Source organism: Aeromonas enteropelogenes (assembly GCF_020097295.1).
GTDB classification, from domain to species: domain Bacteria; phylum Pseudomonadota; class Gammaproteobacteria; order Enterobacterales; family Aeromonadaceae; genus Aeromonas; species Aeromonas enteropelogenes.
In genome coordinates this window covers 4,361,273-4,383,327 of the sequence record NZ_CP083625.1, presented here as the reverse complement: position 1 = coordinate 4,383,327, position 22,055 = coordinate 4,361,273, and the positions used below count along the sequence as shown (strand labels likewise).

Genomic DNA, 22,055 nt, shown 5'->3' with positions numbered 1-22,055 from the left:
GGGCGGGGCTAGGCCCCGCCGCATAAGGGTCAACTCGGGGTGACCCCTTTTTTAAGCAGGATATTGCCGTACTTGGCGCACTCGCCGGTGATCAGGATGGCGTAGGCCTCCTTCGCCCGCTCATAGAAGGCGAAGCGATCGATGCGCGTCACGTCGACCCCCGGGTTGTGCCCGGCCAGGGCGGCCAGGTAGCGCTGCTCCACGGCCGGATCCAGCTCGTCTCCCGCCACCGCCGCCATCATCACCAGGGGCGGGGCGTAGGCGTCGAGTTCAAACAGCGGGCTGATGGCAGCCAGCAGGGCATCGACCGGGATGCCGTCGGCCCTCAGTACCCGCCGGCCGAACTGGTGGGCCGGGAAGTGGGCATCGGCAAGGATTAGCTCGTCGCCGTGGCCCATCTCGGCCATCACCTTGAGCAGGTCTGGGCTGATGAGGGGCGAAATTCCCTTGAGCATGGGGTTCTCCTTAGCGGGTGTGCAGCGGGCGGCCGGCAAACTCGGTCGCGTTAAAGAGCTCGGCATCGCTGCGTTCGCTGCGGGCATCGGGCATGCCGAGGGCCTGGCGAATGCGGATGAAGTCGCGCATCGAGGCGGCATCGACCCGGGTGATGGGGCGTTCCAGCTCGGTGGCCAGCAGCAGGATGCGGCAGTAGGCGTCGACGTTCTCGAGCTTCCAGTAGGCATCCTCCACGTGATCCCCCCAGACGATGACGCCGTGGTTCTCCATGAAGATGCACTGGTGATCGACCGAGGCCTCTCCCACGTTGTGGGCGTTCTCCTGGCTCCCTGGCGTGGCATAGGCGGCCAGCCCCACCTCGCCGAAGAAGATATCGGGCTCTGGCATGATGCCGGAGGGGGGCACAGAGCCGGTGATCAGGAAGGCGTTGGCATGGGCCGGGTGAGCGTGCACGCAGGAGCGGGCACCGCTGCGCCGCATGATGGCGAGGTGAGTCTTGATCTCGCTGGTGGAGGGGCGGATGCCAGCCTTCTGGCGCCCGTCCATGTCTACCAGGCAGAGATCCTCGGGGCGCATGAAGCCCTTGCTGATGAGGGTCGGGGTGCAGAGCACCAGGTTGTCACCGACGCGCACCGAGATGTTGCCGCCGTTGCCATCCACGTACTCTTTTTGCCACAGGCGGCGCCCGATATCGCAGATGCGCTGTTTGAGCTGCTCCATGGGGGCGCTGTAGAAAAAGGCGTGTACCTGCTCCGGGGTGACGGGGTCCTTGCCCTCTTCCCAGTGATAGACGAAGTCGGGGAGAGGCGGGTTGATGGTCCAGTCTGCGGCAGTACGAATATCACAGTTCATGAGTGCAATTCCTTGTAGAGAGTCTGGTAAGCCCCGGCATCGGCCGAAGGCTGGAAAGGGGTATAGCGTCTGGTGAGGGCGGCATGGGCAGCTGCCAGCGTGGGGTGCAGCCGGGCACTTGTCATGGCATAGAGGGCGGCGCCGAGCACAGTGGTCTCCGCCTCGTCGATGGCGAGCACGGGCAAGCCCAGCACATCGGCCTTGATCTGGTTCCACAGGGCATTGCGCGAGCCGCCGCCCACCACCAGCAACTGCTGCGCCTGGAAGTGGCCAATCTGCTCGAGCCGGGTCAGTTGCCCCTTGAGATGAAAGGCCAGCGCCTCCAGGGCGGCGCGATAGAGATGGCCGCGACGGGTCGAGAGGGAGAGGCCGGTAAAGGCCCCTTGGCCATGCCCCACGCCATTGGCCAGCAGATTGGTTGCCATGCGCACGCCGTCACAGCCGACCGGTACGGCGCGCGCCTCATCGATCATCGCCTCGTAATCACCGCCCTCGGGCCAACCGAGGGTTCGCACCCACTCCAGGACGCCGGAGGCGAGCCACTGCAGGCCGGGATTGAACTGGCCGCGGTCGGCATCCAGCTCGCAGGTCGAGCCTGCCACTCGGGCCAGGGCGTCGCTGTCTACCAGCGGGGTGCGCACCATCAGGATCTCCCAGGTGCCCGACGAGAGAACCGGTTGATCCGGGCCCGCGCCGGAGCCTGCCAGGGCGAACTGGGTGTCATGGCCGGCGCTCACCACCGGGATGCCGGCAGGCAGGCCGAGCCGCTCGGCGAAGTCGGGCAGCAAGGAACCGATCACTTCGCCCGCCGCCACCATGGGCGGGAAGAGATGCTCGGGCAGGTCGACCGCTTCCAGGATGGTGCGGCTGAAACACTCCTGCTGCAGACTGAGCAGCTGGCTGGTGCCGGCCATGGTGCGGTCGGTCGTCATCTTGCCGGTCAGACGGTGATTGATGAGCGACGAGATGAAGAGCCAGGCGTGGGCGCGCTCGACCAGCTCGGGGTGCTGCTCGCGCAGCCAGATCAGCTTGTAGAGAGTATTGAAGCCAAATTGGCCCACCCCGGAGAGGCGCTGCAACTGCTCGGGATCCAGATAACGACGGATCTGCTCCATCACCGCCACGGTGCGCGGGCACTTCCAGCTGATGATGGGGTAGAGCAGCTCGCCCCGTTCATCCACCAAGGCACCATCGACGCCGAAGGTGGTGACGGTGACGGCCCGGATCTCGCACCCGGCCAGCGCCGGTTGCAACTCGCGGCAGCAGTGGGTGAAGCGTGCCAGGATCGCCTCCAGTGACCACTGGTGCCACTCCGGATGTTCCCGTGCAGGCTCGGTTGCATTGGCCACGGCCGCCTTGGCCACCACTTCACCTGCGGTGTTGACGGCAATGGCCCGGACATTGGTAGCACCACAATCGAGCACGATGACAACATCTTGCCTCATGACAACTCCTTACAACGAGGGAAGAGAGCAGGGCCTTGCGGCCCTGCCGGTACTTAGCGATAGAGCGGGCCGTAGTTGGCGCAGGCGCGATAGTCCTGCCCTTCGCTGTCCATACCGTGGGCGCCCCAGGCGGAAGGACGGAACACCTTCTCTTCCGGCACGTTGTGCATGCAGACCGGGATGCGCAGCATGGCGGCCAGAGTGAGCAGTTCGCTGCCCACATGGCCGACTGTCAGCACGCCGTGGTTGGCACCCCAGTTGGCCATGACCGAGTAGACATCGCGGAAGGCTCCCTGCCCGGTGAGGCGAGGGGCAAACCAGGTGGTCGGCCAGGTGGCGTCGGTGCGCTGATCCAGCACGTCGTGGACTTGTTGCGGCAGTGCCACGCTGTGGCCCTCGGCGATCTGCAGGACCGGACCAATTCCCTTGACGATGTTGATGCGGCTCATGGTGAAGGGGATGCCGCCCTCGGTCAGGTAGTGAGTGGACAAGCCACCGCCATGGAAGTACTCCTCGATGGCCGGACACCATTCGGTGGCGGCGAGACAGGCTTTGATGTCCTCTTCGGTCACTTCCCAGTGGGGCTTGATGGTCGGCTTGCCGTCGGCGTCGCGCTGGCGGCCGGTGCCGTCGAGGGCGGCGGAGCCCGAGTTGATCATGTGGATGATGCCGTGCTCGGCGAGCCCGGTCAGACGGTGGCCGGTGACCCGCTCGACCGAATCGGGGGACCAGTAGGTGCGCACGTCGCAGAAGATCTGGGCGGTGCCGGTCAGGCCGTAACCCAGCAGCATGCTCATGGCATTGAGGCTGTCATTCTCGGTGCCCATGATGATGGGGGCGCGGGGGCCGTTCCAGTCGAACGAGCTGTTGAGCAGGGTTTCGGCGGTGTCACCGTTGGGGTATTGATTGGTCCAGTGCAACTGCCCCTGGAAGCCGCCGACGATGGCGTTGTACCCCAGGGCCTCGGCACCGAATCCGAGTTCGGCCAGGCGCGGGTTGCCCTGCATCATGTCGCGCATGCAGATGGTCATCAGCAGGCTCTCGCGCAGCATGGCATGCTTCTGCTCCGGGTTGCGGCGACGCTCGGGAGGGTTTTTGTCGACGCCTTCATTGAAGTACTTGTCGGCCCAGGCCAGTGCAATATCCAGCTCGGCCGGATCATAGATGCCTTTTTCCATGCGACGGCGCAGCTCTGTCATGTCCACCGCCTGCACCCGCATGCCGAAGAACTCTTCGAAGAAGGTGTGATCGACGATGGAACCGGCGATCCCCATGGAAACCCCGCCGAGGGAGAGGTAACTCTTGCCACGCAGGGTGGCGACCACCAGGCCGGCGCGGGCGAAACTCAGCAGCTTCTCCTGCACGTCGGCCGGAATGCCATCGCTGTCTGCATCCTGCACATCCTTGCCGTAGATGGAGAAGGCGGGCAACCCTTTCTGGTTATGGGCTGCCAGGGCCGCTGCCAGGTAGACGGCGCCCGGGCGCTCGGTGCCGTTGAAGCCCCAGATGGCTTTGGGACGCAGCGGATCCATGTCAATGGTCTCGCTGCCAAAACACCAGCAGGGGGTGACCGTGATGGAGAGACCGACGTTGCAGGATTTGAATTTTTCCTCGCAGGCTGCGGACTCGGTCATGCCGCCGATGGTGGTGTCGGCGATGACGCATTCCACCGGCTCGCCGCTCGGATGGCGCAGGTGCTGGCTGAGAAACGCAGCGGTCGCTTGCGCCATCTTCATGGTCTGCTCTTCCAGGGATTCACGGACCCCCATGCGACGACCATCGATGGTGGGACGGATGCCGATGGTGGGGAGTGCGCCGATCAACTTGTTCATGTCTTGCTCCTTATGCCTTGTGGCCTTTGAAACCGAAGTGAATGAGGTAGATAAATCCGATAAGCGGGATGATGAATGCCATGCGAATGCCGGCCATGTCCGAGATCTGGCCCATCAGGGCAGTCAGGACGGCACCGCCGAGGATGGCCATGATGAGACAGCTGCCGCCGAACTGGGTGTCCTTGCCAAGGCCGTGTACCGAGAGGCCGAAGATGGTCGGGAACATCAGGGACATACAGGCGGAGACGGCGACCAGGGCGTATACGCCAACTATGCCGCCGGCAAACATCACCCACAGCAGGCAGAACGACGCTCCCATGGCCAGTAACCCGAGCAGTTTGGCGGGGGAGATGTAGGTCATCAGGGCAGTGCAGATAAAGCGGCAGGCCGAGAAGATCACGATGGAGGCGAGCAGGTAGGTGGAGGCATCGGCCTCGTTGCCGCCCACTTCCGTCATCACGTAGCGAATGGTGTAGGACCAGCAGCCAATCTGGGCGCCGACATAGAAGAACTGGCCCAGCACGCCGCGCACAAAGTAGCCCCTGGCCAGCAGGCGGGCGAAGCTGCCCTTGAGGTCCAGCCCCGTGCTGTTGGTATCGTGCGCCACCGGCATGCGGGTAAAGGCGATGGCCAGCCACACCGCGACGATGACCAGGGCCACCATCAGATAAGGTCCCATGACCGCGGCCAGCTCGCCGGCCTGGATCTGGCCGAGTTCGTCGGCGGACATCAGTGCCCGTTCGGCATCGGTGGCCGGATTCAGTTGCGAGAGAATGTAGAACTTGCCGATCAGCACGCCGGTGATGGAGCCGATGGGGTTAAACGATTGCGCGAGGTTCAAACGACGGGTGGCGGTTTCCTGCGGGCCCATCGCAATGATGTAGGGGTTGGCGCTGGTCTCCAGAATGGAGAGACCACCGGCCAGCACGAACAGGGCGGCGAGGAAGGGGCCATAGGTCATGATCTGGCTGGCCGGATAAAACATCAGTGCGCCGGTGCAAAAGAGCCCGAGCCCGAGCAATACCCCCGCCTTGTAGCTGAACCGCTTGATAAAGAGAGCAGCGGGCAGGGCCAAACAAAAATAGGCACCATAAAAGGCGGTCTGAACCAGACCCGATTGCATATCCGTCAAGGTGAATACCTTTTTGAATTGAGCAATCAGGACATCCGTCATATTATTTGCAAGCCCCCATAGGGCAAAGCAACTGGTCAGCAAAATAAAGGGGATCAATATACTTCTGGGAACTACCAGACTGGATATTCCCGTGCTTTCGGGCACAATATCATCGCGGCTGTTTTCGCAAACAGCGGCATTGGATGTATTAGCCATAATGTAAACTCCATTTATTTTATATTGAGTAGGGTACAGTGTGTTATTTTTTGTATCTGCTTAACTGCCTTATATTGTTTTCATCTTTTTCTGTCAGAATTACATCAACATCGTTGAATTGACAGATCCTGACAATTCCGGAGCGGTTCTCTTTCCGGGTATCAGCCAGCAATACCTTCTGCCTGGCTGAGGCCAGCATCACCTTCTTGGTAGATGCGTTTATCTCATTGTTTTCCCAGACGCCGCTGCCTTTGCTGTAGGCGGCGCAGGAGAAGAAAAGAGTATCCACCCGGTACTGGCTGATGTTGCCACTGGCAATGGTGCCAACGAAGGCGGCATATTTCTCAGAGTATTCACCACCGATGGCGATGGTCTTGATATTCTTCTTGACTGCCAGGCTGAGCACATTTCGAAATGAGTTGGTGATTACCGTCATGGATATATCTGGCAGAGCTTCAGCCAGGTACCAACACGTTGAACTGGCATCGAGCATGATAATATCGCCGGGGTTAATCAGGGCCAGCGCCTTATAGGCGATCAGCTTTTTTTCAATGGAACTCTCGTGCTTGCGTTTATTGAATGCCAGCCCGGCATCGGCATTATCCAGAGAGATGGCACCGCCATGCACTCTTTTTACAGAGCCATTGGATTCCAATTCCTGCAGATCACGACGTATTGTTTCCAGCGATACTGAAAAACGCTCGGAGAGTTCCTTAACGGTGACTGAACCGGCTTGAACAATATATTTTTCAATATCGATAACGCGAGGTGACAACATAATTGGCTCTGCTTTGTTGGAATGAGCCGATTATAGGGGGAGGTGACTCGTAATATGTGTGATCTGACGCAGGATTTACCGGGTGAAAAACGGATGTAAAACAATCAAGACGGGCATAACACCACATGGATGATGCGTATAACTATTTGAAGTATATGCATTTGGTTGAAATCAAGGCTTGCCCGCTTCGGCATTGATTATCCGAAATCGGGCAGTATTCAAATACAAAAAATTGAATTGGCTCACAGAGAAAAGAGAGTCTTAAAAATGCGGGGCATGTATTCAAGATGAAGCAGTAAATAGAGATCCTGAAAGGATGTCGTGTATTGGCATCATTGGAATCCTTTTTGTTATTCGTTAGATTGTCTGAAATTCGTACGTGTTGACGTGTTGACGTGTTGACGTGTTGGTGGCGTTGTTTCCCAAATCAGCCAGCAAGTCATGACTTCCCCAGCCCTGGGTAACCGCTACACTCGAGGCTTTCTGACAGGTAGTTCCAGGGTATTCAGTTTGTTTATGGCGCTTACATACGCCATGACTTCTCCCACTTGGCCGTTGTAGTTACGCAGACTGATTTTCCCCGTCAGCAACTGCTTGAACCGATACATCGCCGTCTCTGCCAGTGAGCGACGGTGATACTCCGATATCTTCTTCCAGTGCGCCAGCCCTTCCTTGCGTATCACCAGCACAGCGTCATTTCTTGGATGTCCCTTTTTCCATAACCCCGCGCTCTTGCGAGGCGGGATACAAGCTGTCGCCCCTTTGCGCGAGATAAGCTGATGGCTGGCTTTGCTGTCATAGGCTCCATCTGCATAAACTCGTCCCAGCTTGCGCCGCAGTGGATTGAGCAAGGTCGGCAACACCTCGGCATCATGGACATTTTCCAATGACACCTCCGCCGCCACGATATCGTGGGTTACCGGGTCTACCGCCAGATGCAACTTGCGCCAGACTCGCCGTTTCTCGGCGCCGTGTTTTCTGACCTTCCACTCGCCTTCACCAAACACCTTCAGCCCGGTTGAGTCGATAACCAAGTCGGTAATGCGTCCCTTTGGGGCTGTCGATAGGCCACTGTCACCGTGCGTGCTCGCTTGCGGTGCGCACAACGGCACATTCATCAACTCGAACAGGGAGTCGAGTAGTCCCTGAGTGGCCCGCAGAGTGAGGTTGAAAATCCCCTTGAGCATCAGGAAGGTACAGATGGTCTGGCTGGCAGCGGCCCCGCCGCCCATGATGGTCGTGGTGAAACCAGTTGCTCATGGCATCGGCATCAACCCAGAAGGTGAGTGAACCACGATTAATCAAAGACTTGTTGTATTTAGGCCAGTTGGTGATGGGGTGAAGCGACGTGCCCATGATGCAGATTTGAAGAGGATGGTGGTGATCAGATCACAAAGTCCTCAGTTAGTTCCATTCAAGCTGCATCGATTTGGGCAACAACGCCCGTGTTGACGTGTTGACGTGTTGGTGTAACCCGCCATCAAAAATGAAAAACCGGGAACGGGTGAAAAAACGGGGGAGATGGCAGGACAAACACAGGTGTGGTGAGGCTGGCAGCACGAGATGACAAAGCCGGGCTGTTTACCAAAATATGACAAAGCGCCGTGCCTGGCTGATGGCGATGCGCTGAAAATGAAAAATGGCGTGATGAGTGGTACTGCACGTCTAAACGTTAGTATCCAGAGCGGCTTGCGCTGTTGGTGAACATTTTTGTGGCTGGGCTGTGCGTGGAGTCTCGGCACGGTTGAATAGACTGCTCGATAACCAACAAAAAGGGCCTCTTCCGAAGAAGAGGCCCTTTCCAAACGTTTGGTGGAGCTGGGGGGATTTGAACCCCCGTCCAAAATTACTACATCCTTGGCACTACATGCTTAGTCACTCTTTACATTCGCCAACCCGCTGCGGAGAGACACGCCACGAATTGACTAGCTCGATTGGTTTTAATGTTTCCGCCCCGAGCAGGACTTCCACACGATCCTGTGAAGGATGACCTTCCGATTCCCTAGGACACAGGCAAGCTAGGGTAGAAGGGCTCTGCGCAGGTTATTAAGCTGCCAGTGCGTAGTTTTCGTCGTTTGCGACTATTTTTTTGCGGTTTATTAACGAGGCCTACCGCACCTCGGCATGCACCTTGGGTTTCGTGAATCTTGTCGAATCCAGAATCAGCCCCAAGTTGTTAAGAGGGATTGTACGCAAAAATCCTGCCATGGCAAGGCGTTGATGGTCATTCCCGCAGGGAGCCGCTCCGTTTGCCGATTTATTGTGCGCACGCCTGGCGGGGGCGGGTAAGCGGCGGGCCGGAAAAGAAAAAGTCCGGGCAGGAGCCCGGACCTTGCAGCATCAAGCGGATTAGCCGCGATTCTTGTTCTTCATGATGCGGGCTTTTTCCCGATCCCATTCGCGGGCCTTGGTGTCTTCGCGCTTGTCGTGCTCTTTCTTGCCCTTCACCAGGCCGATTTCGACCTTGACCCAGCACTGTTTCCAGTAGAGGGCCAGCGGCACTATGGTGTAGCCCTGACGGGCGATCAGGCTCTCGAGCTTGTCGAGTTCACGACGGCTCAGCAGCAGTTTTCGGGTCCGGGTCGGGTCGCACACCACATGGCTGGAGGCAGCCTGCAGTGGCAGGAAGCTGGAGCCGAACAGGTAGGCCTCGCCATCGCGGAAGATGACATAGGCTTCGCTGATGTTGGCCTTGCCCGCCCGCAGGGATTTGACTTCCCACCCTTGCAGAGACAGACCCGCTTCGATCTTCTCTTCGATGAAGTATTCGTGGCGCGCGGTTCTGTTGAGTGCAATGGTGCTGGACCCGGCTTTGTTTTTACTGTTTTTTTTGCTCATGACGGGCGATTTCCGGCAATGACTAGGAGGCTCGTATTATACGTAGGCGAGGGCGGCTGTAAAACGCGCAGCGGCTCGAGTGGCGGCTTAATGAGCAGTTTGGCCGAGGTTTTACCTCCACAAGCCGGAACATGATGATAAAATCGCGGCGATTGGATGAGGAAAAGCCATGCCCCGTATTACTCGCAGTGCCCTGGTGATGTTCAGTGCAGAACAGATGTTCAAGTTGGTTAACGATGTGGATGCCTATCCGCAGTTTTTGCCCGGTTGCGTCGGCAGTCGCGTGCACGAGGCCGGCGATGACTACATGATGGCCTCGGTGGATGTGGCCAAGGCGGGCATTGCCAAGACCTTTACCACCCGCAATCAGCTGGACATGAACCGTCAGATCAGGATGGAGCTGGTGGATGGCCCGTTTCGCAAGCTGGCGGGCTGGTGGACCTTCACTCCGCTGGATGTGGATGCCTGCAAGGTGGAGTTCGACCTCGATTTCGAATTTACCTCCAAGCTGATCGAGGTGGCCTTCGGTCAGGTGTTCCGCGACCTGGTGAGTTCCATGGTCGCCGCCTTCTCCAACCGGGCGAAGGAGGTTTACGGTGTCTGAGCAGCTCACCATAGAGGTGGTCTACGCCTTGCCGCAGCAGCAGACGGTGATTGAGCTGAGGGTTGCGCCAGAGACCTGCGTGCTGGACGCCATCGAGCAGTCCGGTATCGTGCAAAAGCACCCGGAGATCGATCTGGAGGTCAACAAGTTCGGTATCTACAGTCGTCCGGTCAAGGGGAGTGATCACTTGCAGGACGGGGATCGTATCGAGATCTATCGACCGCTCATCGCCGATCCGCGCGAGATGCGCAAGAAGCGGGCCGAGAAGGCCAAAGAGGAAGGGCGGGCCGATGCGGTGACCGGCGGTCGCCCCAACACCAATCGCAAGCGGGGCGATGGCGAGTCGCACTAGTTAGTCGCTCCGGGATCCATTGCGATGCAGTCGTTAAAAAGGCGCCCAGGGCGCCTTTTTTGATCCTGCTATATGACATTTTGCTGCGCTTGTCAGTGCGCCGCCGCTGGCTGTGTGTCCTGGCGGGCGAGCACCCAGGCGGCCAGCAGATCGACCCCGCTTTGCATCACCCGCTCATCGAAATCGAAGGCATTGTGATGGTGCGGCGCCGCGAGATCGGCTCCGAGCACCAGGTAGGCGGCTTCGCCCCCCTGCTTTTGTACCCGCTCCATCAGGAAACCTGCATCCTCGCTGGCGCCGAAGCGGCGAGTCTGGATGGTGGCGAGCCCCAGCTGGCGGGCCAGGGCGGTCAGTTCGACCTGCAGGGTGGGGCTGTTGTCCAGCGCGATGGCCTCGCCCTGCTTGATGATCTGGTAGGTGACCCCGTGGGCCATGGCAACCCCTTCGACGATGCGTTGCACCTGGCCGAACATGTAGTCGTTCAACGCGCTGTCGGCGCCGCGGGTCTCGCCGCGCAGTTCGGCATGATCGGGGATCACGTTGCGGCCGCTGCCGCCGTTGAGTTGGCCGATATTGATGCGGGTCATGCCATCCCGGTGGCGGGGAATGGCGAGCATGGCGCTGGTGGCCATGCAGGCGGCGGCCAGTGCGTTGCAACCGGCGTTGGGCTCAAGACCTGCGTGGGCCGCCGTACCCATGAAGTGCACATCGAACTTGGTGGAGCAGAGAAACTCGGTGGGGTTGATCACCAGCTCGCCGCTGCTAGCGTGGATACCGATATGCAGGGAGAGCAGGGCATCCACGTCATCGAGCGCCCCGCCGGCCGCCAGCGCCTTGCCACCGCGACATCCCTCTTCGGCAGGCTGGAAGAAGAGCTTGATGCGCCCCCCCAACTGCTCTTTCATCGCCATCAACCGGCTGGCCAGCCCCATGCCAATGGCGGTGTGGCCATCGTGGGCGCAGGCGTGCATCCACCCCTTGTTGTGGGAGGCAAACCCTTCCCGCTGCGGTTGATGCTGCTCGTCGCCGGACTCTTCCACTTCCACCGCATCGATGTCGAAGCGAAAGGCGAGCGTCGGGCCGGGGCGGCCGGTGTCCAGCTCTCCCATCAGACCGGTAAAGTCACCGATGCGATCCAGCCAGTCGGGATGCGCCCCCTGGCGGCGGGCGCGGGCTTTCTCGGCCGCCACGTCCAGATCCCGCCCCATCACCAGATTGCTGGCCAACAGCTTGTCACCGAGCACGATGTGATAGCCGAGTCCGCTCAGGTGGTGGGCGATCAGGCTGGTGGTGCGAAACTCTTTCCAGGCGGCTTCCGGCAGGCGGTGCAGATCGCGGCGCCACTGGATCAGGTGCTCAAGGCTCATCTCGGCTTCCTTGTGTGTTTGAACTGCCGGCTATTGTGCCTTTTTTTGTGATCAAGAACAGGAGGGAGGCGGCTGGCGCTTTGTCGCCACCGTACAGAATAAAAAACGCCTCCCGGTGGGAGGCGTTATTGGCAGAGCGGCGACTCAGGCCGCGTGATGGTAAGCGGAAGCTTCAAACAGCTGCTTGTTGGCCACCAGATCGATGGGGTCGAAATCATCGACGTTGATGGTGCGCAGGCGGCTCACTTCGGCGCGGCGCAGCAGGTCGGCCTCGCTCTGGTTCAGCACGCCGGCGGCCAGCCCGATGTCGGCCACCTTGTCCAGCGCCAGGAAGGGGCGCTTGATGCCATCGGCCTTGCACACCTTGTCAAACAGCGGTTCGGCGGCCAGCACGTCATCGAGTGCCTGCTCCAGCAGGCCGAAGGGGTTGCCCTCCTCGCGGGTGAGGTATTGTCCCTTGGCCAGGCGGCTGCGAGTTTCGCTCGGCGTTTGCAGCAGGCGGGCCACCTGATTGTCCAGCTTGTCGCTCGGGCGCTTCATGTCGCGGCCCAGCGGCAGCACGATGACGCGCAGAGCCAACCCAATCCAGCGGTTCGGGAAGTTGCGTAGCAGCTCATCGATCGCCTCCTGTGCCTTGAACAGGGCATCTTGCAGCGCCCAGTGCAGCAGCGGCAGGTCGGCCTGCTGACGACCCTCGTCCTGATAGCGCTTGAGAGCGCTGGAGGCCAGATAGAGTTGGCTCAGCACGTCGCCGAGACGGGCGGAGACCCGCTCCTTGCGCTTGAGCTCGCCCCCCAGGGTGCCCATCGCCATGTCTGACAGGAACGCCAGGTTGGCGGAGAGGCGGGAGAGCTGCTGATAGTAGCGCTTGGTCTGATCCCCATAGGGGGCGGCGGCGAAGCGGGCACCGGTGAGACCCAGCCAGAAGCTGCGCACCAGGTTGCTGATGGCAAAGCCGACGTGGCTGAACACCGCCTTGTCGAAGTCTTTCAGGGCCTGTTCCTGATCCGGGTGGCTGGCCGCCAGCATCTCGGGCAACACGTACGGGTGGCAACGGATGGCGCCCTGGCCGTAGATGATCATGCTGCGGGTCAGGATATTGGCTCCTTCCACCGTGACGGCGATGGGGGCACCCTGATAGCCGCGGGCCAGATAGTTGTTGGGACCCATGCAGATGGCCTTGCCGCCGTGGATGTCCATGGCATCGATGATGCACTTCTGGGCACGGTCGGTGAGGTGGTACTTGACGATGGCGGAGATGACCGAGGGCTTCTCGCCAAGGTCGATGCCGGTCACGGTCAGGTTGGCCGCAGCGCCCATGATATAGGCGTTGCCGCCGATGCGGGCCAGCGGCTCTTCAATGCCTTCCATCTTGCCGATGGGCAGCTTGAACTGGCGACGGATGCGGCTGTAGGCGCCGCTCGCCAGGGCCAGCATCTTGACGCCACCGGTGCTGTTGGAGGGCAGGGTGATGCCGCGACCGACCGAGAGGCACTCCACCAGCATGCGCCAGCCCTGTCCGGCCATGGCCGGGCCGCCGATGATGAAATCGAGCGGGACGAAGACGTCCTTGCCCTGGGTCGGGCCGTTCTGGAACGGCACGTTGAGCGGGAAGTGGCGACGGCCGATGCCGACTCCCTTGATGTGGGTCGGGATCAGGGCGCAGGTGATGCCGAGCTCCTCTTCCTCCCCCAGCAGATGCTCCGGGTCACGCAGCTTGAAGGCGAGCCCCAGCACGGTGGCGATGGGGGCCAGGGTGATGTAGCGCTTGTTCCAGGTCAGGCGCATGCCGAGCACCTCTTCCCCTTCCCACTCGCCCTTGCAGATGATGCCGAAGTCAGGGATGGAGCCCGCATCCGAACCCGCTTCCGGGCTGGTCAGGGCGAAGCAGGGGATCTCCTTGCCGACCGCGAGACGAGGCAGGTAGTAATCCTTCTGCTCATCGGTGCCATAGTGTTGCAGCAGTTCGCCCGGGCCCAGGGAGTTGGGCACGCCGACGGTGGAGGCCAGCACGGCGCTGGCGCCGCACAGCTTTTGCAGCACGCAGGACTGGGCGTAGGCGGAGAACTCCAGGCCACCGTACTTCTTCTTGATGATCATGGCGAAGAACTTGTTGTCCTTCAGGTATTGCCACACCTCGGGGGAGAGATCAGCGCGCTCGTGGGTTACCTCCCAGTCGCTCACCATGCGGCACACCTCTTCCACCGGACCGTCCAGGAAGGCCTGCTCTTCTGTCGACAGGGTGCTGACCGGGATGGCGTGCAGCTTCTTCCAGTCCGGATTGCCGGCAAACAGGTCGGCTTCCCACCAGGTAGTGCCCGCTTCGATGGCTTCTTTCTCGGTGCGGGACATCTCCGGCATGATGGACTTGTAGAGCTTGAACAGCGGCTTGGTCAGCTGGTTGCGGCGAAATTCCGCCAGATTGAGGGGGATGGCAACCACGGCAAACAGGGCCCATACCAGCAAGGGCACATGACCGTAGAGGGCCCCGATGATAAGGGCGGCGAAGGTTACCAGGGTCGAGATGAACAGGGATGCCCGGCGATAAGCCAGGGCTCCGATAACCAGGATCACCCCGAGCAGAGTGAGGGTCGTCGTCATTGCTTGCTCCTTGCGTGATAGGTTGCCAATGTGGCGTAACTGATCCAGAGGTCTGACCTGTTTGGTCTGGCCCTTGTTGTAATTCATACGCACAAAGTTATCAAGTTGTTTACAAGCTCATTACCTTGCGACTGTGATCCCCGTAACGTGGCAGGCCAGCCTGTGGCGCGACCTGCCTAGGGAGGGGGCGACGACGGGATTGCCTTGTGCGAGAATAGCGGCGACTTACACGCACACTAAAAAAGTGGAAGAGACATCATGTACCAAGAATTGATCCGCAATGAACTGACCGAAGCCGCCAGCGTGCTGCAAGCCTTCCTGGCCGATGAGCAGAATCTGAAGAATATCGAGGCGGCCGCCAAGCTGCTGGCTGACTCCTTCAAAGAGGAAGGCAAGGTACTCTCCTGTGGTAACGGTGGCTCCCACTGCGACGCCATGCACTTTGCCGAGGAGCTGACCGGCCGCTATCGCGAGAACCGTCCGGGTTATGCCGGCATCGCCATCTCGGATCCTAGCCACCTCTCCTGCGTCTCCAACGACTTTGGCTATGACTTCGTCTTCTCCCGCTACGTCGAGGCTGTCGGCCGCCGTGGTGACGTGCTGCTCGGCATCTCTACCAGCGGCAACTCCGGCAACATCCTCAAGGCCATCGAGGCGGCTCGTGCCAAGGGCATGAAGGTGATCGCCTTAACCGGCAAGGATGGTGGCAAGATGGCAGGTCTGGCCGATGTGGAGATCCGCGTTCCACACTTCGGTTATGCCGACCGCATTCAGGAAGTGCACATCAAAGTGATCCACATCCTGATCCAGCTGGTCGAAAAAGAGATGGCCAAGTAAGTGATAGTGACGCCGGGCAGGAGTGTGCCTGTCCGGCATCGCCAATCTGGACAAGCGGCTTGATGCAAAGGCTATGCTTTTCTGCCAAGCCAGCCAGATGAACAAGTAGTCAAGGAAGGAGTGGTCCAGATATGTGCGAACTGCTCGGCATGAGCGCCAATGTGCCGACCGATATCTGCTTCAGTTTTACCGGTCTGATGCTGCGTGGTGGCAAGACGGGTCCCCACAAGGATGGCTGGGGGATCACCTTCTATGAGGGGAAGGGGTTTCGTACCTTCAAGGATCCCGAGCCCAGTGCCCACTCTCCCATCGCCAGGCTGGTACAGGCGCTGCCCATCAAGAGCTGCGCCGTGGTCAGCCATATCCGCCAGGCCAACCGGGGCTGCGTGTCGCTGGAAAATACCCACCCGTTTACCCGCGAGCTGTGGGGGCGGTACTGGACCTTTGCCCACAACGGTCAGCTGACCGGCTACAAGAGGCTGGCCACCGGGCGGCACAGGCCGGTGGGGGATACCGACAGCGAACACGCCTTCTGCTGGCTGCTCGACAGGCTGGAGCAGAAGTATCCCAGGCGACCGGCCAACTTCCCCGCCATGTTTCGCTACCTCGCTACCCTGTGTGACGAGCTGCGGGCATTCGGGGTGTTCAACATGCTGCTCTCGGACGGGGAGTATGTGATGACTTTTTGCTCCAACAATCTGCACTGGTTGACCCGGCGTGCCCCCTTTGGTGAAGCGAGTCTGCTGGATGAAGAGGTGGTGATCGATTTTCATAGCGAGACGACCCCCAATGACGTGGTGACCATCATCACGACTCGTCCGCTGACTGGGAATGAGCACTGGGTCAAGATGGAACCTGGTGAGTTCAACTTGTTCCGGCTGGGTGAGCGTATCGCCAGCAATCACGACGAGATCGGCCAATAAAAAAATACCAGGGTAGATACCTACCCTGGTTCTTCGCAGCAGCCATAAAGGGCAAAAGGGATGAGAGGTGTTGCTGAGCATCATCACTCTGATGATGCTCAGTGTTACTTGAATGTTAATTTGTTGCAATGATGTTATTTTGCATTGCTGTCAAAGCGTGTTGATATTTTGAGCCCGATCACGTTTTTCGTCTTTTGGGCTGGATGTTGAAGCAGTTTGCCGGTCTCAGGTGAGCTGTCCGGGCGTCCGTGGCCCGAAAACTATCTATAGTATGGTCTGTTTGAATACCATTTTGAGAGGCCTCGCATGGAGTGGGTGGATCGCAAGGTGTTGCAACAGCTGGCTGACGATATCGGTCAGGAGATGTTGCCGGTCGTGATAACCGTGTTTATCGAAGAGGTGGGGGAGCAGCTGAGTCAGCTCAGGCCACTTTATGAACAACAGGATTGGGAGGCGCTGGCCAGGGTGGCGCACAGCATGAAATCCTCCTGCGGCAGCTATGGTGCCCTGACGAGCTATCAGCAGGTGATGGCGCTGGAGCTGGCGTGCAAGCAGGCCGATGGTGACGAGGCTGCGCGTCAGCTGCAGCAACTCGAACACTCTCTGCCACAGGTGTTGGCCTTTCTGGCCGATTACCACTGAAAACCGGCCACTGCCACACGGCAGTGGCGGCGTCTTAACGCTGGTTGAGCAGGTGCCCTATGGTCTTGTCCAGCGCCAGCTTCAGTTTCAGCCGGTCATGGCGATGGGGCAATGCCGTCTCGCCCAAATCGGCTTCGATCAGGCGACCTTGCCATGTTCCCCCTTCCCCTGCGCCAAAGGGCGCCAGAATGGCATCAATTCGGCCATGTCCGATCCTGGATTCCAGCCAGCGGCACTGGCTGGCCAGATCCAGCTGGCCGGCAGGTCCTTTTTCCGCGACCAGGTTGCAAATAAACACCACCATGGCATTGCTTTCGTTGATGGCCTGGGCGATCTCCGCCAGCAGCAGCGGCGGCATGATGGAGGTGAGAAAACTGCCTGGGCCCAGAATGATCATGTCAGCCTGCTGCAGCGCCTGTACCGCTTCGCGGGTAGCCTGCACTTCCGGCATCAGGCTCAAGGAGAGGGGGGGAGTGGCCAGCTGATCGATGGAGACCTCACCCAGGATCTGGTTGCCGCAGTCCATATGGGCACAGAGATCGGTGGGTAATTCGGACATGGGTAACAATTGTGATTCAATTTTGAGCATGTCACTGATGAGCTTGATAGCATCCAAAGGGCGGACGCAGAGATTGTCCAGTGCCAGCAGCATCAGGTTACCAAGATTGTGCCCTGCCAGTTCGCCACGGCCGGCGAAGCGGTACTCAAACAGCAGGCTGCCGATACTGGGGTCGGTGACCAGCTGGTTCAGGCAGTTGCGCAGATCTCCCCAGGCGATGCAATCCTGGCTCTTGCGCAGACGGCCGGTTGAGCCGCCATCATCCGTGGTGGTGACGATACCGGTCAGCCGCTGACCGAGGAAGGAGAGGGCGGAGAGCACCCGGCCCATACCGTGGCCACCACCGATGGCAACGACCCGATCGAAGTCATTGATGTTTTTTTGCCACATGAGGGCATCCTGTCACTGGGGTTGATAGAAGGTTATGTTAGCAAGGAATATCAGCTAATTACTTGATAAGGGTATGACTTTTGCTTGCGACATGAATCCGATAACGCAAGGAGATGGTGTTGAACTTTCTGACCGTTCACTCTCTTGAGGAAAATTCCCTGCTGGCGGCTCAAGATATCTGCGCGCGGCTTCATCACCATGTCATGCAGGCGCCTTCCCTGTTGCTGGTCTATTTTACCCAGGCCCATGATGCTGCAGTACTGCGTGAGCAGCTTGGGCGTCAATTTCCGACGACCCCCTTGCTGGGGTGCAGCTCCTGCGGTGGCGTGATGACCGAAATAGGACATCATGTCAGGCAGGAGCATGGCGTGGCAGTGGCTGCTTTTTATGATGAGAAAGGGGCTTATGGCGTTGCCGGCGCCGAGGGGGAACCTGTCGATGTGCGCCTGTTGCTGCGCCAGGCCATGCTCGAGTGCGGCCGCCCGGGCGAACTGCCCCAGCTTGTTCTGGTTCATGCCAGCCCGGGCCAGGAGGAGGAAGTGCTTGCCTCTATCGAAGCTGAGTTTGGTCACTCGGTGCCCGTGGTCGGTGGCTCGGCGGCGGACAACAAGGTGAGTGGCGACTGGCAACTTTGCTGGAGTGAAGGGCAGAGCAAGCAGGGGGTGGCGCTGGCGGTGCTTTATCCTGACTGCCAGCTGGCCTTCCAGTTTCACTCCGGTTATGTACCTGCCGAGAGCAACGGTGCCATCACCTCCTGTGATGGGCGCGAGGTGTTGACGATCGAGCATGAGCCTGCCGCAGAGGTGTATGCCCGCTGGTGTGGCCGGCAGCAATCCTGGACAGTGGGCCCCATCCTGCACGAGAGCACCCTGACCCCTCTGGCCCGTCAGGTGGGTACCCTGGATGGCGTCCCCTACTACAAACTCTCCCATCCCGAAGCCGTGACGGAGCGAGGTGGGCTACGTCTTTTCACCGACGTGACCGTGGGCGAGCGCCTGTGGTTGATGTACAGCAGTCAGGAAGGGCTGTTGCAGCGCAGCCTCAGTGCCATCCGGATCGATCCCGAGTACGGTGTCGATGCCAGATTGCAGCCCGTCGGGGCGCTGATCATCTTCTGTGCTGGTTGCCGTCTGGCGCTGGGTGATATGCTGTATCAGTTTGTGGAGCAGAGTCAGGCCCGGCTTGGCCAGATCCCTTTCATCACCCCCTTTACCTTCGGGGAGCAGGGGCGGCTGCCCCATGGCGAGCTGGCTCATGGCAACCTGATGGTATCGAGCGTGATCTTTCTGACCAATGACACAGGACAGGCGACAAGATGATGGAGAGCGGTGAACTGGAGGCGCTGGGCGAAAAGTTGCAAACCGCTCTGGTCGATCTTACCCGTTGCCGTGAACGTGAAGCCAGGTACCGTGACGAGTCCCACACTCTGCTCAAAGGGGTAGAGACCCTGGCTGATGCCAAGACCCTAGAACGGGTACTGGAGAGTCTGATCGAGGTACTGAGACCCTTCATCGGTTTTGAACACGCGGATGTGGTGGCCTGGGAGGGAGAACAGGGCATTACCCACCTGAGCAGCGAGACGGGAGAGCAGGGGCGCTCTTGGTCAATGACGCCGGCGTTTGCCAGGGCTATCGCCGGCGAAACCCTGGTGATCTACGATCCCTCCCTGCTGCCCGAGCTGGCGCCTCTGGCCTGTGAACCTGGCTGGGCCAGCCTGCTCTTGACCGGATTGCAGGCCCCGGGTTTTACCGCCATTCTCATCTGTCGCCATTCCCTGGCAGGCACCTTCGATCTCACCAGCAAGGCCGCGATGCAACGCTGTCGTCCGCTCATCGCCCAGGCGTTGGTCAATATCACCTACCGTGCCCGTTTGCAGGAGCAGGTCGCCGCCAAAACCGAGGCATTGCAGGCCAGTGAGCGTCGTTTTCGCAGCTTTGCCGCCATGGCTTCCGACTGGTTCTGGGAAACCGATGCCGAGCATCGCCTCAGTTTTGCCTCCGAACCGGGTTACATGGAGGAGTTCATTACCCCTTCCTCCCAACCAACCCTGCATGACTATCTCTACAACAAGCAGAGTCCGGAATCCCAGGGCTACCTGCGGCTGCTTGAGCAGCGGGCGCCACTACGGGCGGCACGGGTTCTGGTGGCCTTGCAGGACAGAGCCTGCTGGATGGAGGTGAACGCGGAACCCAACATGGATCAGAACGGCTACTTCCTCGGCTATCGCGGGACGGCACGGGATATCAGCAATCAGATCAAGCGGGAAGAGGAGCTGGCCAGGGCTCGTGATGAGGCGGAAGCCGCCAACCGGGCCAAATCCCAGTTCCTGGCCATGATGACCCACGAGATCCGTTCTCCCATGAATGCGGTGCTGGGCATGCTCGATCTGTTGCTGCATGCCGAATTGTCTAGCGATCAGCAGGCGCTGCTGCGCCATGCCACCCATTCTGCCCGTCTGCTGCAAACCATCATTGACGATGTGCTCGATTTCTCGAAAATCGAGTCCCAGACCTTGTTGCTGCAGTGCGAAAGTCTGCAACCTGTCGGGTTGTGTCAATCGATCATCGAACCCTTGCTACCCCGGGCGAAGGCCAGTGGCATCGAACTGTTGTGCCAGGTAGACGAGGCGGTGCCACAGACGTTGCAGGGGGATCCGATGCGATTGTCGCAAGTGATCGGCAACCTGCTGGACAATGCCCTCAAGTTTACCGAGCAGGGCCGGATCGTTTTGCGGCTGGAGTGGCATGACGAGATGTTGAGGGTGTCCGTGACCGATACCGGGCTTGGTATTGCTGCGGCCGATCAGACCCTGCTGTTCAAACCCTTCTCTCAGGTCGACAACTCGGCGACGCGCCGCTTCTCCGGCGCTGGGCTCGGGCTTGCCATCAGCAAACGTCTGGTGGCATTGATGGGAGGGGAGATATGGCTGGAGAGCGAGCCTGGCAAGGGGAGTTGTTTCTGGTTTGATCTCCCCGGCATGGCCCAGCCCTGTCATTGTCAACCGGTACGGGAAGAGAGTGCCCAGACTTTGCTGCCACTGGATGTGCTGGTGGTGGAAGACAGCCCGGTCAACCAGCTGGTGGTCTCCCTGATGCTGCAAAAACTGGTCAGCAAGGTGCGCCTGGCCGCCAATGGCCTGGATGCACTGACACTGGTGGAAGAGCAGCTGCCGGATCTGATCCTGATGGATATGCGCATGCCCGAGATGGATGGGCTGGAAGCCACCAGGCGACTGCGTGCGCAAGGGGTGACCATCCCCATAGTCGCGCTGACGGCCAATGCGATGGCAGAGGACAAGGCGAGCTGTCTGGCGCAGGGGATGGATGATTTTCTGGCCAAACCGATCACCCTGGCGAGGCTGCGGGAGTGCCTGGCGCGCCATTTCAGTCTGCGATTGCCGGAGCGCGGGTAAAAAAAATGGTCAACTTGTTAGGTTGACCAGTTCTTCAGCAAATACTGAAGAGAGCACGGGATAAATCGGGTTGTATTAAACTGTATGAAAAATCTGTGCCAACTTTTAATGACTCTTTTTGTGTTCAATTCGGCCGATTAGCGCAACGGCTCTCTCTTTTTCATCTCCCTGCCTTTTGCAAAATGCGAATAATGAATTTTCATTGTCGGAATAATTGCATTTTGCAAAGGCTTTTTATCACTGCGAAATCAGACGATGCAGAAATTGACGAGCCGCTTCGCTGTTTTGTTTGGCAATCAGCATCTGCTTTTCATAAATCGGCATCGGCAAGATCTCGAGCCAGCGCTGGCAAAGCCAGGAGGCATCTTCAAACCGTTTCTCGGGATAGAGTTCATCCAGTTCCGGATACTGCTCGAAGACCTCCCGCAGGCGATTCACCAGCAACTTGTCGTTGAAGTCCGAATGGATGCTGGGCCAGTTGGGCAGCATTTCTACTTTTGCCCGACGCAAACCGCTCGGATCCGTCTCCATCTCATGGATGCAGAAACGTTCCAGACCGAGTACGGTGACGCCCAGCAATCCGTCGTTCAGGGTGTAGAAATCGGTAACCTTGACCCGGGTGCCGACAGGCAGGATCCGGCCGGATTGTCCCGAGGTGGTCGACTCTTCCATCACGATGCCGAAGCCCTGATCGTTGATGAACGATTCCTTGAGCATCTGCAGATGATGGGACTCGAAGAGACGCAGAGGCAGCTTGCCGCCCGGAAGTATGTGGGAAGGCAGGGGGAACAGGGCCAAAGGTTGAATTTTCATGTTCCATCCTCCATTGAGTAGTTG

At 59.4% G+C, this 22,055-nt stretch carries 19 protein-coding genes and 1 other RNA gene; 7 read left to right on the top strand and 13 right to left on the bottom strand.

Annotated features, from left to right (window positions below; all coding sequences use genetic code 11):
- Positions 1-29: 29 nt before the first annotated feature.
- The 9 genes from fucU to smpB all read right to left on the bottom strand — a co-directional run bounded on the left by fucU (position 30) and on the right by smpB (position 9,531).
- Positions 30-455: an L-fucose mutarotase gene (fucU, locus tag LA321_RS20185; protein WP_042072857.1), complete on the bottom strand. Its 426-nt coding sequence runs from the start codon at positions 453-455 to the stop codon at positions 30-32.
- 10 nt (positions 456-465) lie between these two features.
- A complete protein-coding gene (locus tag LA321_RS20180; RefSeq protein ID WP_052445754.1) occupies positions 466-1,308 on the bottom strand; it encodes a class II aldolase/adducin family protein in 843 nt (280 codons plus the stop codon).
- On the bottom strand, positions 1,305-2,753 hold the full coding sequence (fucK, locus tag LA321_RS20175; protein WP_042072856.1) for an L-fuculokinase: 1,449 nt from the start codon (positions 2,751-2,753) through the stop codon (positions 1,305-1,307). The genes LA321_RS20180 and fucK overlap by 4 nt, the downstream gene beginning before the upstream one ends.
- Before the next feature lie 53 nt (positions 2,754-2,806).
- Positions 2,807-4,585, bottom strand: coding sequence for an L-fucose isomerase (locus LA321_RS20170; protein ID WP_042027572.1), 1,779 nt, complete (start codon positions 4,583-4,585; stop codon positions 2,807-2,809).
- A gap of 10 nt (positions 4,586-4,595) precedes the next feature.
- Positions 4,596-5,864 (bottom strand): L-fucose:H+ symporter permease, encoded by a 1,269-nt coding sequence (fucP, locus tag LA321_RS20165; RefSeq protein WP_156141201.1) that lies wholly within the window; start codon positions 5,862-5,864, stop codon positions 4,596-4,598.
- A 94-nt stretch (positions 5,865-5,958) separates the two neighbouring features.
- Positions 5,959-6,693, bottom strand: coding sequence for a DeoR/GlpR family DNA-binding transcription regulator (locus LA321_RS20160; RefSeq protein WP_042072852.1), 735 nt, complete (start codon positions 6,691-6,693; stop codon positions 5,959-5,961).
- Between the two features lie 467 nt (positions 6,694-7,160).
- Positions 7,161-7,925, bottom strand: coding sequence for an IS5 family transposase (locus LA321_RS20155; RefSeq protein WP_407929447.1), 765 nt, complete (start codon positions 7,923-7,925; stop codon positions 7,161-7,163).
- Positions 7,926-8,503: 578 nt separating this feature from the next.
- Positions 8,504-8,863: a transfer-messenger RNA gene (gene ssrA / locus LA321_RS20150) on the bottom strand.
- A gap of 179 nt (positions 8,864-9,042) precedes the next feature.
- Positions 9,043-9,531 (bottom strand): SsrA-binding protein SmpB, encoded by a 489-nt coding sequence (gene smpB, locus LA321_RS20145; protein ID WP_026455809.1) that lies wholly within the window; start codon positions 9,529-9,531, stop codon positions 9,043-9,045.
- Positions 9,532-9,700: 169 nt separating this feature from the next.
- Between smpB and LA321_RS20140 the strand changes: the two genes are divergently transcribed.
- Positions 9,701-10,135 (top strand): SRPBCC family protein, encoded by a 435-nt coding sequence (locus LA321_RS20140; protein WP_026455810.1) that lies wholly within the window; start codon positions 9,701-9,703, stop codon positions 10,133-10,135.
- Entirely contained in the window at positions 10,128-10,487 is a 360-nt protein-coding gene (locus LA321_RS20135; RefSeq protein WP_042072851.1) for an RnfH family protein, read from the top strand. The genes LA321_RS20140 and LA321_RS20135 overlap by 8 nt, the downstream gene beginning before the upstream one ends.
- A gap of 92 nt (positions 10,488-10,579) precedes the next feature.
- Here LA321_RS20135 and LA321_RS20130 read toward each other — a convergent pair whose 3' ends face one another.
- Positions 10,580-11,854: an amidohydrolase gene (locus LA321_RS20130; protein ID WP_042072849.1), complete on the bottom strand. Its 1,275-nt coding sequence runs from the start codon at positions 11,852-11,854 to the stop codon at positions 10,580-10,582.
- 144 nt (positions 11,855-11,998) lie between these two features.
- Complete coding sequence (gene fadE, locus LA321_RS20125; RefSeq protein ID WP_042073359.1) at positions 11,999-14,455, bottom strand: acyl-CoA dehydrogenase FadE; 2,457 nt, start codon at positions 14,453-14,455, stop codon at positions 11,999-12,001.
- A gap of 258 nt (positions 14,456-14,713) precedes the next feature.
- Here fadE and lpcA point away from each other — a divergent pair, with 258 nt between their 5' ends.
- From lpcA to LA321_RS20110, 3 genes are all read left to right on the top strand, one after another.
- Positions 14,714-15,292, top strand: a complete 579-nt coding sequence (lpcA, locus tag LA321_RS20120; protein ID WP_026455813.1) for a D-sedoheptulose 7-phosphate isomerase — start codon at positions 14,714-14,716, stop codon at positions 15,290-15,292.
- 131 nt (positions 15,293-15,423) lie between these two features.
- Positions 15,424-16,215, top strand: a complete 792-nt coding sequence (locus LA321_RS20115; protein ID WP_026455814.1) for a class II glutamine amidotransferase — start codon at positions 15,424-15,426, stop codon at positions 16,213-16,215.
- A 306-nt stretch (positions 16,216-16,521) separates the two neighbouring features.
- Complete coding sequence (locus LA321_RS20110) at positions 16,522-16,857, top strand: Hpt domain-containing protein (protein WP_026455815.1); 336 nt, start codon at positions 16,522-16,524, stop codon at positions 16,855-16,857.
- A 34-nt stretch (positions 16,858-16,891) separates the two neighbouring features.
- On the opposite strand, the gene LA321_RS20105 is transcribed toward LA321_RS20110, so the two are convergent.
- Positions 16,892-17,806, bottom strand: a complete 915-nt coding sequence (locus LA321_RS20105; RefSeq protein WP_042072847.1) for a gluconeogenesis factor YvcK family protein — start codon at positions 17,804-17,806, stop codon at positions 16,892-16,894.
- Between the two features lie 113 nt (positions 17,807-17,919).
- Here LA321_RS20105 and LA321_RS20100 point away from each other — a divergent pair, with 113 nt between their 5' ends.
- Positions 17,920-19,125, top strand: a complete 1,206-nt coding sequence (locus LA321_RS20100) for an FIST signal transduction protein (RefSeq protein WP_042072845.1) — start codon at positions 17,920-17,922, stop codon at positions 19,123-19,125.
- Positions 19,122-21,218, top strand: coding sequence for an ATP-binding protein (locus LA321_RS20095; protein WP_042072844.1), 2,097 nt, complete (start codon positions 19,122-19,124; stop codon positions 21,216-21,218). Before LA321_RS20100 ends, LA321_RS20095 begins: the two co-directional genes overlap by 4 nt.
- A 237-nt stretch (positions 21,219-21,455) precedes the next feature.
- On the opposite strand, the gene LA321_RS20090 is transcribed toward LA321_RS20095, so the two are convergent.
- Positions 21,456-22,031: an LON peptidase substrate-binding domain-containing protein gene (locus LA321_RS20090; protein ID WP_026455820.1), complete on the bottom strand. Its 576-nt coding sequence runs from the start codon at positions 22,029-22,031 to the stop codon at positions 21,456-21,458.
- Positions 22,032-22,055: the final 24 nt, after the last annotated feature.

Bases quoted from the DNA above. Each gene is read 5' to 3' on its own strand.
- fucU (WP_042072857.1), bottom strand. From the start codon at position 455: ATGCTCAAGGGAATTTCGCCCCTCATCAGCCCAGACCTGCTCAAGGTG.
- LA321_RS20155 (WP_407929447.1), bottom strand. From the start codon at position 7,925: ATGGGCGGCGGGGCCGCTGCCAGCCAGACCATCTGTACCTTCCTGATG.
- LA321_RS20170 (WP_042027572.1), bottom strand. From the start codon at position 4,585: ATGAACAAGTTGATCGGCGCACTCCCCACCATCGGCATCCGTCCCACC.
- LA321_RS20180 (WP_052445754.1), bottom strand. From the start codon at position 1,308: ATGAACTGTGATATTCGTACTGCCGCAGACTGGACCATCAACCCGCCT.
- LA321_RS20110 (WP_026455815.1), top strand. From the start codon at position 16,522: ATGGAGTGGGTGGATCGCAAGGTGTTGCAACAGCTGGCTGACGATATC.
- LA321_RS20115 (WP_026455814.1), top strand. From the start codon at position 15,424: ATGTGCGAACTGCTCGGCATGAGCGCCAATGTGCCGACCGATATCTGC.
- LA321_RS20090 (WP_026455820.1), bottom strand. From the start codon at position 22,031: ATGAAAATTCAACCTTTGGCCCTGTTCCCCCTGCCTTCCCACATACTT.
- fadE (WP_042073359.1), bottom strand. From the start codon at position 14,455: ATGACGACGACCCTCACTCTGCTCGGGGTGATCCTGGTTATCGGAGCC.
- LA321_RS20105 (WP_042072847.1), bottom strand. From the start codon at position 17,806: ATGTGGCAAAAAAACATCAATGACTTCGATCGGGTCGTTGCCATCGGT.
- LA321_RS20130 (WP_042072849.1), bottom strand. From the start codon at position 11,854: ATGAGCCTTGAGCACCTGATCCAGTGGCGCCGCGATCTGCACCGCCTG.
- LA321_RS20140 (WP_026455810.1), top strand. From the start codon at position 9,701: ATGCCCCGTATTACTCGCAGTGCCCTGGTGATGTTCAGTGCAGAACAG.
- lpcA (WP_026455813.1), top strand. From the start codon at position 14,714: ATGTACCAAGAATTGATCCGCAATGAACTGACCGAAGCCGCCAGCGTG.
- LA321_RS20100 (WP_042072845.1), top strand. From the start codon at position 17,920: ATGGTGTTGAACTTTCTGACCGTTCACTCTCTTGAGGAAAATTCCCTG.
- fucK (WP_042072856.1), bottom strand. From the start codon at position 2,753: ATGAGGCAAGATGTTGTCATCGTGCTCGATTGTGGTGCTACCAATGTC.
- LA321_RS20160 (WP_042072852.1), bottom strand. From the start codon at position 6,693: ATGTTGTCACCTCGCGTTATCGATATTGAAAAATATATTGTTCAAGCC.
- LA321_RS20095 (WP_042072844.1), top strand. From the start codon at position 19,122: ATGATGGAGAGCGGTGAACTGGAGGCGCTGGGCGAAAAGTTGCAAACC.
- smpB (WP_026455809.1), bottom strand. From the start codon at position 9,531: ATGAGCAAAAAAAACAGTAAAAACAAAGCCGGGTCCAGCACCATTGCA.